The sequence below is a fragment of the Brevibacillus sp. AY1 genome (genome assembly GCF_029870785.1).
GTDB lineage: Bacteria > Bacillota > Bacilli > Brevibacillales > Brevibacillaceae > Brevibacillus > Brevibacillus invocatus.
The window spans coordinates 71,475-84,600 of sequence record NZ_JAFLPN010000019.1; the positions used below are offsets into that span (position 1 = coordinate 71,475).

Here is a 13,126-nt window from a genome sequence, read left to right on the forward strand (position 1 = left end):
CCTTCTCCGAGCACGCCTTACGATTCAATAGCCGGAACAATTTTCTTTTGTTTCTTTTTCAGACGTTTTTCCTTGCGTTTTCTGCCGATGTCATGGAACCACGAAGCGACTACAGGTACCAAAACGAGTGTAATCATTGTAGAGAAGCTAAGACCAAAAATAACCGCGATAGCCATTGGTGCTTGCGTCTCCGTACCTGATCCACCAGCAAACGCGAGTGGTCCAATCGCCAGAATCGTAGTGAGCGTCGTCATCAAAATCGGGCGCAAACGGATCGGACCAGCGTGCAGGATGGCTTCGTTCATCTCCCATCCTTTCGCTCTCAGCTGATTCACGTAGTCAATCAAAACAATCGCGTTGTTCACAACCAGACCAATCAGCAGGATGTAACCGATAAAGACGGATACGCTGATCGCCGTGCCTGTTACGAGCAATCCGATCAAAACACCCGTGATCGTCGGTGGAACCGAGAACATGATGATGAATGGACTGTACAACGATTCAAACTGGGCTGCCATTACCATGTACAAGAGTACTACGGAAAGCAACACCGCGAGTCCGAGACTAGCAAATGACTCAGCCATGTCCTCGCTTTGTCCGCCAAAGTCCAGCTTGTAGCCGTCTGGCAGATTCAAATTTGACAATTTCGCTTGAATTTCAGTGCTGACTGAATTCAAATCGCGTCCAGCCAGATCACTCGTAATGTTTACTTGACGAGTCAGGTTGGTACGATTAATGGCCATTGGAATATCCACTTTGCTGATGGTCGCCACAGACGACAGCGCAACCTGAGCGCCAGTCGGTGTTGAAATTCGCAAATTGTTCAAGTAGTTGATATCTTCCTGGTACTCCTCAGGGAGTTTCAGTTTTACGTCAATTTCATCGTCGCCGGTACGGTATTTCGTTACCGTTTGACCTTGGAAGGTAGTGCGAACACTTGACAGGATCTGACCGGTAGTCAGGCCGTATATGCTCGCCTTTTCAGCATCCACTTTTACTTCAAACTCTTGCAAGGACGACTCCAGACTAGTTGCGACGTTCGCCGTACCTGGTACCGTTTCGATCTCGCCTTTGATGATCGCACTGATATCCCGAAGAACTTCGAGGTCATCACCGGAGAGATTTACCTGGATCGGTGAGCCTGTGGACATCCCTTGACTAGCACTTACGGTAATCTCTGGTCCTGGAATGGATTTCAGCTTCTCACGCAAATCCATCGCGATATCATTGGAAGAACGCTGTCTTTCAGTCACATCCACCAGAATCAAGGTGACGCTACCCATATGGGACGACAAGGTACTTGCCAGTGGCGACCCGCTGCTACCAACTGATGTAGAAACAATATCCTTTTCAGGGATCGTGTTCACGATCTCCTCTACTTGTTTGGTGACTTTCTCCGTTTCAGCAAGGACTGTACCATTTGGCATCTTGATCGACACATTGACTTGACCTTCATCCATTGCCGGGATAAACTCGGCGCCAATCATAGGCGTCAAAGCTAGGGAGGAAATCATCAGGATGACGGAAGCCGCCATAACGGTTTTACGTTTGCGAAGAGACCACTTCAGCAGTCGGTGATACGCTCTCTCCAGCTTTTTGAAACCAATATTGAACCAGATGACCGGGTTGATGCCCCGATAGTTTTCGTGATCCCCATGAATCGGGATCTTCTTCAAAATTCGTGAACTTAGCATCGGTACCAGCAAAAGCGAGAATACCAATGCCGCAATATGAGAATACACGACTGTCAAAGCTAGCGGTCCGAATAATTCGGCAGCGATCCCTTCCGTCAGCGCGATCGGCAAGAATACACAAATTTGCGCCAAGGCAGAGGCCATAACCGCAGTACCTACCTCTTTGGAACCCTCTAAGGCTGCTGCCATCATTCCTTTGCCTTCTTCGCGTTTTCGGAAAATATTTTCCAGCATTACGACGGCAAAGTCAATGAGTGATCCTAGACCTAATGTCAGACCGGACAAGGAAATCAAGTTGATCGTCTGCCCCGTCATATACATCAAGAGGAATGTCGCCACGATGGAGACAGGAAGCACGATGACTGCAACCAGCATCGACTGCAAGCTGCCCAGGAAGAAGAACAGGAGAATCATCCCGATTCCGCCTCCGAGCAAAGCATGCTCTGCTGTTGTGAAGATCGAATCTTTAATATAGGTGGAATTGTCCATTGTCATGACAACTTCCATATTTTCTGGCAAATCTGCTTTGATCTTCTCCATCTCAGCTTTTACTTGATCAGCTACTTCGATCGTGTTACCACCAGATGCCTTGATGATGGAAATGCCCAAGCTAGGCTTGCCATTCACATAGCTGATCTGGGAAACAGGTTCACGTGTGTCGCTGACCTGCGCAATGTCACTGAGACGGATGGAACCGCCATTTCCCACAGAGATAGGAGTCATCGCAATTTGTTCGACATTCAAAAATTCACCTTGTACGCGAATGCTCATTTTTTCATCGCCTTCACGTACAGAACCCGCTGACCCGGACAGGTTTCCGACACTCAAGGCTTGGGAAATCTGATCCAGACTGAGTCCATAGGCTGATAATTTGGCAGGATCTACAACCACATCGACGACTCTGCTTTGTCCGCCGCTGATCGATGCGGATGCTACGCCGTCAATACGTTCTAAACGGGATTGAATAAGATCCTCAGACAAATCCTTCAGTCGGTTTACATCTTCATCACCTGTTACTGCAAAGGTGATAATCGGCATGCTGTTTGGATCAATCCGCAATACACGTGGAGCGCGTGCGGAATCAGGAAGTGCTCCACGCACCTGGTCCACCTTTTCCCGCATGTCCAGTGTTGCCATATCCAGATCGGTTCCCCAGTTGAACATCAGAATGACCTGGGATGCTCCTTCAATGGACACCGATTGAATACTATCCAGATTGGACACGGTACCAAGCGCATTCTCAATCGGCTTGGTTACCAGTTTTTCTACCTCACTCGGGGATGCACCGTCTACAGATGTTACTACGACGGCAACCGGAAAATTAAGCTCCGGCATCAAGTCGATCGCCAAGCGGGGTAGTGAAACGAAGCCAAAAATCATCATGGCCACCGTCAGCATGATCATCAGGACGGGGCGTTTAATCGATAACTCAGACACATTCACAACCACTCACCTCTTCCAATCAGCTTGTTGCTTATACTCCTTGTTGCTTGTAATGAAAATGTTCCGCGCCCTGTTCGAGGAAATGTCTGACAGCAGCATCTGCCAAAACATCCCTTGCCAAGACCCGTAACCACAAAATCCCCCCATCAGTACATAAAAAGCTCATGATCCTATTCCATTCTAACGATGAAGACACGTGATGAAATCTATCACATGGCTGTATATTTGTGAAAGGTATCTATCTAGAGATAGACGACACCTCATGCTAGAATGAAACTGAGTGTATAATTACAGCCAGAGAAAGAAGGAACTCTCTTTGCTGAATGGGATCAAATCCACATTGCAAAAACGAATACTGGTCATTTGGTTTACAGTCTTGATCGTATTGGCTTTGCTTCCCAATTCTTTCATCCGGGAAACTCCGCTCCAATTCTCTATTACGATCATCTTGTTTGTAAGTTACATTTTTTTGTTTTGGATTCCAAAAAACAACTGGAAACCCTATTGGATTGAGTTTAGCGCAGTCCTCATCGGTATCGCTTCCCTTTTAAAAGGAATTCTGGTTGGAGGCGAAGGATACGGTCTGATGATTCCATTGGCCGTCTTTATCGGTCACAATATTGGCGGTAAACGCTCCCTCGTTTACGCTACGCTGTTCGGGATATGTACTACCTTGCTGCTTTTATTCGACCAAAACTTAGCTTTGGTGCATATATCTCCGTTTGCCTTGACCTATATCGGATGCTATGTTGGATCGAGAGGCTACAGGATCCAGAATGAAGCCTATGAAACGAATCAGCGCCATTTTGCTGAATTACAGAAAGCACATGCAGAACTGCAAGAAGCGCACCAACAGCTTCAGGACGCAGCTATTGACACGATGCAGGTAGCAGTGCTTGAAGAACGTACTCGTATTGCCCGAGATATTCATGATGCCTTGGGCCACAGCCTGACTTCCTTGATCGTTCAATTACATGCATTGAAATACATGCTGCAGGATGGCCCTCCACATGCACAAGAAGCCGTTCAAAACATGCTGGGAGTAGCGAAGCAAAGCTTGGAGGAAATTCGATCCTCCGTGCATACACTGGCCAGTGACAGCACATGGCTAGGATTAATGCCGCTGCGTGCGCTCGTATCACAGGTTGAAAAGCATACCGGCTTAAAGATGGAAATTGTTTCAGATGATTTGGACATGCCATTGACTCAAGAAATCACCATCACGCTGTACCGAATCCTGCAAGAAGCCATCACCAACACACTCCGTCACTCAAATGCCACCAACATGCAGGTCTATGTGGAAGAACAAGATGGCGCTATCCACCTGAGCATTCAGGACAACGGCTCGATAACGAATAAAAGCCAAATCAAGCCGGGTTTCGGACTGAATGGAATGCAAGAAAGAATTGAAGCATTAAATGGCACACTTACCTATTTTATCCGTGAAACCCATGGTTTTCAAATGAATGTGAGCATTCCGATCAAAAAACATGAAAATAAACCTGTTAAGAAAGGAGAGAATCATGGATGAGCGATTCAAAAACCCAACATAGGATACGTGTCGCCTTGGTGGATGACCAAACCATGATTCGGCAGGGTTTGGGTTACGTCATCCAGATGCAATCGGACATGGAAGTCATTGGCGAAGCATCTGATGGAGAAGAAGCTGTCGAGCTCATCTCCTCGATCACTCCTGATGTCGTCTTAATGGATGTCCAGATGCCCAAGAAATCAGGTATCCAAGCGACAAAGGAAATCGTGATGAAACATCCTGAGATAAAGGTATTGATACTTACAACCTTTGATAATCACAATTATGTCGTGGAAGGAATCCGTGCTGGGGCGGTTGGCTATATGTTAAAAGACGCTGACTCGCAGGAAATGCTCGACTTGATCCGTCGTGCTTATCAAGGTGAGGCCCTTTTCCATACGGTCACGGCTGCAAAGGCGTTGGCAGAAGTCCTGCACACGCAATTCAGCCAACCTGAACCGCCAACCGACAAGCCCCTCCTGTTAGACGATTTGACAGAACGTGAGCTGGATGTCCTACAGCAAATCGCGTATGGTTTTCGCAATGATCAAATTGCACAGAATCTGTTCATATCAGAAGGAACAGTCAAAACCCATGTTCACCGCATTTTGCATAAGATGGGGGTGGAGGATCGCACCCAGGCTGTGGCGAAAGCGCTTCGACATCGATTGGTCAAATAAACAAAAAAAGACGGTATAAGCCGTCTTTTTTCTTATTCATTGCACGACAAAAGGCAACCTTACTTCAAAGCGGGCACCACCCAGTCTCGGGGAATTGTCCGCATAAATAGAGCCGCCATGATCCGCGATGATGCGTTGGGTCGTCGATAAACCGAGACCGGTCCCTTCTGGCTTCGTCGTATAAAATGGAACAAACAGGTTTTTCCTGTTGTCTTCCGTCAATCCGGGTCCGTCATCCTCAATCAAGAAGACTATATCCTTTGCCGTGGCAGTCACTTTTACCTGCACCAGTTTTCCCTTCGTATGTATAGCTTCGAAAGCATTTTTTAAAATGTTGAGAAAAGCTTGCTTGATACGCGCTCGATGACCGTGTACGAACCATTCTCCAGTCTCTAGCTGCAATTCCAGATTTATTCCCCTGCGATTGGCTTCCGGCTCCAACAGACGTACCACACCTAAAAGCTCGTCCATGACCGGGAACGGCTCCAGCACAATATTTTCATCTCGATAACGGGCCAAAACCAAAACATCGTTCAACAAACCGTCTATTCGTTCCACTTCCATCAGAATAACGGAGTAAAACGAATCCCGATGCTCGTGGTCAGCCTGCTCTCTCAGGAGCTGGATGAAGCCTTTGATCGAAGTGAGAGGATTGCGAATTTCATGAGCCATCCCTGCTGCCAGCTGGCCTACTGCGGCCAATGCTTCCCGCTTGGTCATCTCTTCTTCGTATCGCTTCGTCTCTGTAATATTCCGCAAAACAGCAATCGCTCCGCACACTTCACCCTGGTCATAGATCGGGCTCGTGCTGACAGTCATCCAACGGCCTTCATAGTCAAACATGTAGTAACCGTTTTCTCCCTTTTCAATCACCCATTGGAGGTAACGAACACTGACATCGGAAGCAAACGCCTCATCCATGTGTCGACCAATAAGCCCTTCCCTCTTGATGTTGATCATTTTGGCATAATGTTCATTGACTTCTCGAATGATCAAATTCCGGTCGATCATCAATACACCCGTATCACTCGATTGCAAGACGTATTGAACCAATCCTTTTTCGACCATTTCCGAAAAATCGTCCACGTCAGGAGCTTGACAAGAGGTCTCATAGGTTGCTGTTCCGCTTTCCTCTTGGATTGTTTGATAGGTCTTAACAGCATGATAGATGAGGTCGTCGACCAGCTTGAACAAGGAGAACTGAATTTCGTAAAAATGGGAGGACTCCCCTCCTTTTGCCACATAAGCCATCGACTGGCACTGTATCCGTTCGATGATGACTTCCCGACAAGTACGCAATGGCTCAATAAGATAAAGAACGGGAGAACCTTTCAATCCACAGCCATGGGCGCTTGCCAGAATTTTATTTTCGATCGCACTCTGCTCGTCTGTTTCCAGCGTTTCAATCAAATCTGTGATAAGTTCGTGAAGCATGGTCTGAATTCGTTCTTGCCCCTCCTGAATCCAGGTAGAGAAAGGGGGAAGATGGGACAACAACATAACTGTCTTGGCCTCCATTTCAGAGGCCTGATTCATGAGATCCAAACAGATTTGCTTTTTCAATGCCCCTGTCTCCTTTTTCATGCAATAACGTTCCTATAGCGATAAACATTCCAATGAACATCCGTCAATTATCTGTATATTTATTATTGCTTGAAAATTAGGTCAGTGTAAAGTGGCGTGATCGATCCTACTGGACAAAATCACGCCTTACCGATACCTACTTATGGGATTAAAGCGAGGCCATTCTCAATAAGCTGTGCATCCTGCTCATCCTTCGCTTTCCGTTCTTCGAGCTCTGCCAGCAATTGATCCCGTTCTTCCGGAAGTATCTGTTTCGTGGTAAGAATCTCCAAAAGCTCCAGCCGGATCAGCCAATCATCCTGGTAATCCTTCTGGACTTCAGATAGGATTGGCTTGATTCGAGAGCTCACTTTGTCGGCATCAGGGTTTTGTTCCCGGATGTCCCTCACTTCCTGGTAAATAGCCTGCTGCCTTAATTCCTGTAGTGTGTATTCCTGGCGCTTGGCAACCACTTCGGAGGGCTTATGTGTTCCTGTAGAAAAGGCTTCGCGATCTGCGGCACCTGCAAAGACAGATATTATTTTCTCCCCAACCGCCATATCATACGTACCCCAGGCTGCTTGGAATAAGGTCTCACCTTGATACGTAACCGTGCACTGATCAAATCCTATCAAAACGACACGGTCCTCTTCACGAAGAATATACTTGACAACACCCTTGACTTCCACACCAGACTGGAACAACAAGGTTGCCGGATTGCCAACTGTTATGCCTGCAGCAGACAATTGTTCGTCAGAGAAGTCTTCAAGAGGTGTCGGATCAATTGCAAGCAAGCCTATCGGAGAGCCGAACCCTTCAGCGTGATAGTCCTTGCCGTGACCAATGAGCTCTTTGTCTTTCGTAGCGAGAGCCGTTGGTCCCGTTGTTTGCAAGTAGACGGCTTCCCCTTTGTCATCCATTTTCAGACCGGTAAGAATTCCGCTCACCTGTAGACCCGAGCTGTATACACTTGTGGATGTTTGCGGCATCTTGCTTGCTTTGATCAAACTCTCGGTTCCGCCTAACGACAATGCCATTCTCTTGGAAAATTCTCTTACCGCCTCGATCAGCTGATCGAAGTCCTTGCACACAAAAAGCTGGGGCTGTGGCTTGGTGATGTCATAATCCGTCTCAATGCATGCTTGGAGACTGAACGGAATTTTTTTGACATCGTCCTTCAGGCAGCTCATGCTTTCCCCTACGGATGAGAGCAAGCCAGCACCATAAATAAGCGGACGATCCAGATCACCGATCAGTCCATATTCGACCGTCCACCAGTAAAGTCGGGAGAGTTCATTTGCTTCCGATATTTCCGTCACGGCGGCAGCTTTTCTGTCCAGATCTTCTTCTGCTGCCTGGATCTCTTCTGCTGTCGAGCCTGGATCTTCTTTGACAATCGAGAGTAAGCGAATGGCTTCATACAGTTCATAATCCTCGCGCGAAGACAGGGCACGAGAGCCAATTTCACCGAATTCCTTAAGATACATTCGGTATTTTTCATCCTCGATGATGGGGGCATGACCCGCTGCCTCATGAATGATGTCTGGAGCCGGTGTGTAAGCGATATGATCGTATTGACGAATGTCGCACGCGATTGGGAGCAATTGATGCGCCTGAAAATCAAAAAAAGCAACAGCAGGAATAAACCCGTTGATCGTCACAGCACCCCAACCGATCTTGGACAAAGATTTGTTCATCTCGCTAATGTTGGGAATATGCTCTACACTGATTCCTGATGTCGTCAATCCGTACAAGTATGCAACATGAGCAGTCTTGCCCAAAAAATTGCTGTTTTGCCTCATCACATAGCGCCAGACGGCATGATCAACGGGCGTATAACGATCGTAATCCTGTTCGACAACAAACTCTTTTAGATGAGTAGGAACATTCACAAGTGAAAAATGTTCTTCCGAGCTGTTCATGCAACCATTGCCCCCTTCAAAAGTAAGGATGAAATGTAAGCGCTTTCCATTCTCTTACTATCATATCACGGACAAGGATCATTTGTGTAAAAAAATGTTTATTGTTCAAACAAATTATGCTTGTGCTTTCACGATGTAATTTCGCAGATCAGACTTGACCGGGCTATTCGGATTAGTACCCGTATGTGCCCGTTTGAATGCATCACTCTCTGTCCAGTTGCGGAAATCCTGTTCGCTGTTCCATTTCGTGAACACAATGTATTCATCTCCCTCAGCAGGAGCAAGGAACAGGAATTCGAGAAAGCCTGGAACGTCTTTCATGCGTTCTCCGCCTTGTGCGAAAGCCCGTTCGAGATGAGATTGATAATCTGCAGGTACTGTCAATCGGTTCATAGATACGTACATGTGCCACACGTCCTTTTTTCTGTGAAAAACGTCCCCTCTCATCGAGGAAATGAAACATCTAGACGTTTTTTATAAATTTGATGTGACCGCTTGCGGCCAAAAAAACGGTCGTGACCGTTTTATGTATTTACCAGTCTAGTATACCCTATAACCCCCCAAAAAACAAAAAGCCGCCGACGTTACGTATCACGTCTGCGGTTTGCTTGTTGCTCCAGCATAATATCAAGCAGCAAAATATCCTGCAAAGGCTCTTTGGGATCGGTCGTAAGCAGGGCAGATACGGCCGCCATTGCAGAGCGTACAGCATGATAGGAGTAAAAAGCATCCCTCTCGGCTTCACTAAACAAGCTGAGGTCCGATCTTTCTTGAACAGGGTACGGAAAGTCCGTTTCCACTCCTGCACGATCCAGCACAATCAACGCTTGCTTGATCGCGACGAGTGCGGCGCTCACACTGATGCCATATTCGACTCGGAGTTCATCCCATACTTGAAAAGCAGAACGCTCTACTCTTTCCTGGTTGGGTCTTGTGATGATTCCGGATTTTCGTCCTTCTTTCAGAAGCCAATCCACGTATATGTCATGTCTTGGCGGATAGGCATAAACTTGAAGCTTCATTTCCAGATCAGTCGGATGATCCTTGGCAAACCGCGCATGTGACAAATCCATCTCATACCGTCTAGATGGATGTCCGGGCACAGTAACAAAGACTGTATCTTGCCGAATGGCTGCAATCTGAAGCTTGGTTCGCGCTGGAATTCTGCCTTGAGGAGCCTTTTCCCGGCGAATGTTCCCCGGAATCAGTTCTGACCCAAACTGATGGTACTCCAGAGGAGAGTCAATCCACGGTATCGGTTCCCGATTCAGTACCTCGTACAAACCGTTGAAAGTCACCCATTCATTAGGACGGCGCTGGCTGCGGATCAGAACAGTATGTCTTTCCTCTTCCGGCGGCACCTCTGTTTCCAGATCGTTTGCCTTTGGGTGTAATCGCTTATGCTCAATCAAGGAGCTATCGTTTATAGACAGACGTTCCAGCAGCTCTCGCTTGCTGACCCACTCATATCCAATCCGATAATTCCGATTTTTCATGGTCTCCACCACCTTTTGTACCCCGATGTATTGATCCCACGCACTTTTACCGTACCATATGTATGATCGGCCTTGACCGTGCTAGATAGTCCGTACAATCCGCGCCAGCGAAAGGGCAGCTTCACTTGGGGATTCAGCTCTGCTGATCGCACTGATGACGGCAACACCATCTGCACCCGCTTGAATGACCTGGCTGGCATTTTCGTGTGTGATACCCCCGATTCCAACAATGAGCAGCTGTGGCCCTACAGCCTGGCGGATTTGGCGCAAACCTTCAGGACCAATCGGTTCTCCTGCATCTGCCTTGGACGCAGTGGCATACATCGCACCCACACCGATGTAATCTGCTCCTCCGTCTCTGGCGCGTAAAGCCTCTTCCACAGTCCCTGCCGAAATGCCCACGTACATGCGCTCTCCAACAGCAGACCGCACGTTTTCCAAAGCCATGTCATCCTGTCCAACATGAACGCCATCTGCTTGTAGGCGAACAGCCAGTTCCACGTCATCATTGACGATAAACAATGTGTCATGTTGCTTGCACAAGCTCTGCAGTTCCAATCCGAGCTGATAGCGCTCCTCTTGTGATAATTGGCTTCCTTTATCACGGAGCTGCAGCGTTCCCACTCCCCCGCGCAACGCTTCCGCAACAATATCACAGGTTCGCTCTACGGAATATCCGCAATCCTGTGTCCCTACGACAAAATAAACGCCCATTTTCTGGCGAAGCAGCTCACGATCTCTCATGCTTTGTTCTCCTCCCAGCGATCCAATGCTTGTCGATATGCTTGCGTAGCCTTTTTCACATCATCTGCTGCCGTAATGCCGGACATCACGGCAATTCCTGCGCATCCCGCCCTTAGAACTTCTGCTGTATTTTCTGGCGTGATACCGCCAATCGCCATCACAGGAACCTGGATAGTCGATGTAATACGCTGCAATTCCTCGGTACCGCGTGGCTGAATGCCAGGCTTGGATCCACTTGCATAGACATGTCCGTACAGCATGTAGTCGACACCTTGCGTATGCGCTTCCTGCGCTTCTGCATAGGAATGCACCGACCTGCCCACCCATTGGTCTTCGTACAGAACCATTCTCGCTTCTTGGGGGGACAAGCTGTGATAAGCGAGATGGGCACCTCGGCAATGAGCTGCTGCGGCCACATCTACGCGATCATTGACGATCAGACAGCTTCCCGGGATCGTCTGCACTAATGCAAGTACGAGGTCCATACATTCCCGGGCAGTTCGTTGCTTTTCCCGGATATGAAAAAAGTTCATCCCGCCTGCAAAAGCCGATTCTGCCAGGCGAAGCAGTTCATCCAAAGACTGTCGTCCGCTGGATATCACATGCAGCTCAGGGGATCGGTGCAGCATGACTTCCACCTTCCCCAGACAGGGCTGCCAAACATTCTTGCAGCCACTTCACGGTCCGCTCCTCTTGTTCAGGGGCATGGGCCAGCGTCTCCACAATCAATCTCCGCAGAAAAAAGGCTTGTGGCAGTGTCAAAGGAAACGTGATGGATCGAGGTTTTTGCTCTTGTTTTTCCAGGGTGTCCACACCCGCCAGCAAGATATTCGCAATCGACTCAATGAGTTCCTGAATGGATTCATTCTGCTTTAGTTCGTCATAGCACCCGTCAAACAAACGGCATAAAAGTAAAAACGCCTGTGACGACAAAGTCACCGGCTGTATGTCCTGCATGGGTTCCGGCATAAACTTCCCTCCACATTCATTCAAAAACAAAGCTTATTATACCATTTTTAAGGGAGATGAAGGTAATGCAACTTCGCAATAGACAAAGAAGGTGTAAGCTCAGCGATCAGACGGATGAAAAACCTTTATGAAGCCCATCTCGGCAGGATCACTTCCTTATGCCACACGTCTCTCGGAGCATGATGCTCGCTGCTCAAAGTATGCCAAAGCGGTTCTAAAAACGGCGAGTCAAAGTCTTCTTAAATCGCATCCGTATCAATAGAAATGTCTTCTCCATACGCATGAAGTTCTGAAATAATCTGAGCAAGCTGCTTTACCTGGTGTGAGGTTAATGTCTGATCTCCGATTGTATCTCCCTCGATAAAGTCGAACAACATGTAAATATTCATTTCGTCTGCGCATGTATATGCCTGGTTGTTCGTTAGAATCGGTACAGAAATTTTTTCATTTAATGAGCTGTTTTCCTTTAGCCACAGCAGAACGGGTACATAGTGATTCATATTTGCCGTCAATTTTGGTGTGGATGCTCGGTGTCTTTCCGTCATGTACTTTGTACGCAAGCGAGGCCCATCCGCCTTTTTGCTGCTTCAGTTCTCGGAAGTCTATCGCATAATGGGTTCTAACTGTATGTATGATGGAATCCATCAACAGACAATTCGTTCAGCATGATATTGCTAAGTATTGGACTCAGATTGCCCCCTTGCGGTACACCGACTTCCGTTTCTTCAAACTTATGCTTCACGATGACGCCAGCTTTTAGGTACTTGTGTATGAGTGAGATGACCCGCCCGTCCTTGATGGTTCTCGATAATACCTCGACGAGTTTACTTTGATTCACGGTGTCGAAGTATTTCTCCAAGTCCATATCCACCACGTATTTGTACCCTTCTTGTATGTTCGCCTGACTTCTTCTGATTGCATCATGTGCGCTTCGTTTGGGGCGGAAGCCGAAACTATTCTCGGAGAACTCTTTCTCATAGATCGGCGTAAGCACTTGCGCTATGGCTTGTGCAGGAATGTGCGCTCCCGCATATCCTTCGTGTTCCGCACTATCTTTCTGCGTGAAGCCTTCCGTTGGAAGTTG

At 47.7% G+C, this 13,126-nt stretch carries 12 protein-coding genes; 2 read left to right on the top strand and 10 right to left on the bottom strand.

From position 1 onward, the window contains the following. Positions 1-17: 17 nt before the first annotated feature. Positions 18-3,137, bottom strand: coding sequence for an efflux RND transporter permease subunit (locus JZI27_RS15690; protein ID WP_280208185.1), 3,120 nt, complete (start codon positions 3,135-3,137; stop codon positions 18-20). Between the two features lie 319 nt (positions 3,138-3,456). Here JZI27_RS15690 and JZI27_RS15695 point away from each other — a divergent pair, with 319 nt between their 5' ends. Both JZI27_RS15695 and JZI27_RS15700 read left to right on the top strand, forming a co-directional pair. Beyond that, complete coding sequence (locus JZI27_RS15695; protein WP_251244764.1) at positions 3,457-4,668, top strand: sensor histidine kinase; 1,212 nt, start codon at positions 3,457-3,459, stop codon at positions 4,666-4,668. Continuing rightward, the gene (locus tag JZI27_RS15700; protein ID WP_251244736.1) at positions 4,665-5,348 is read left to right on the top strand and encodes a response regulator; all 684 of its coding nucleotides are present in this window, start codon (positions 4,665-4,667) and stop codon (positions 5,346-5,348) included. Before JZI27_RS15695 ends, JZI27_RS15700 begins: the two co-directional genes overlap by 4 nt. Before the next feature lie 36 nt (positions 5,349-5,384). Here the strand turns inward: JZI27_RS15700 and JZI27_RS15705 are convergent, their stop codons facing one another. The 9 genes from JZI27_RS15705 to JZI27_RS15745 all read right to left on the bottom strand — a co-directional run. Continuing rightward, complete coding sequence (locus JZI27_RS15705; RefSeq protein WP_280208187.1) at positions 5,385-6,932, bottom strand: two-component system sensor histidine kinase NtrB; 1,548 nt, start codon at positions 6,930-6,932, stop codon at positions 5,385-5,387. A gap of 140 nt (positions 6,933-7,072) precedes the next feature. Beyond that, a complete protein-coding gene (locus tag JZI27_RS15710) occupies positions 7,073-8,833 on the bottom strand; it encodes an aromatic amino acid hydroxylase (protein WP_280208188.1) in 1,761 nt (586 codons plus the stop codon). Positions 8,834-8,947: 114 nt separating this feature from the next. Further along, positions 8,948-9,238 (bottom strand): antibiotic biosynthesis monooxygenase family protein, encoded by a 291-nt coding sequence (locus JZI27_RS15715; RefSeq protein WP_251244739.1) that lies wholly within the window; start codon positions 9,236-9,238, stop codon positions 8,948-8,950. Positions 9,239-9,417: 179 nt separating this feature from the next. Beyond that, a complete protein-coding gene (locus JZI27_RS15720) occupies positions 9,418-10,329 on the bottom strand; it encodes a hypothetical protein (protein WP_251244740.1) in 912 nt (303 codons plus the stop codon). An 81-nt stretch (positions 10,330-10,410) separates the two neighbouring features. Further along, positions 10,411-11,073 carry a thiamine phosphate synthase gene (gene thiE / locus JZI27_RS15725; protein ID WP_280208189.1) on the bottom strand — a complete coding sequence of 221 codons (663 nt, stop codon included), beginning with the start codon at positions 11,071-11,073 and terminating at the stop codon, positions 10,411-10,413. Further along, complete coding sequence (locus tag JZI27_RS15730) at positions 11,070-11,702, bottom strand: thiamine phosphate synthase (RefSeq protein ID WP_122909304.1); 633 nt, start codon at positions 11,700-11,702, stop codon at positions 11,070-11,072. Before JZI27_RS15730 ends, thiE begins: the two co-directional genes overlap by 4 nt. Then, positions 11,683-12,042, bottom strand: a complete 360-nt coding sequence (locus JZI27_RS15735) for a hypothetical protein (protein ID WP_122909305.1) — start codon at positions 12,040-12,042, stop codon at positions 11,683-11,685. Before JZI27_RS15735 ends, JZI27_RS15730 begins: the two co-directional genes overlap by 20 nt. A gap of 239 nt (positions 12,043-12,281) precedes the next feature. Beyond that, the gene (locus tag JZI27_RS15740; protein ID WP_280208192.1) at positions 12,282-12,602 is read right to left on the bottom strand and encodes a hypothetical protein; all 321 of its coding nucleotides are present in this window, start codon (positions 12,600-12,602) and stop codon (positions 12,282-12,284) included. Between the two features lie 59 nt (positions 12,603-12,661). After that, the coding region (locus JZI27_RS15745; protein ID WP_280208193.1) for a reverse transcriptase domain-containing protein at positions 12,662-13,126 on the bottom strand (465 nt) is incomplete at its 5' end.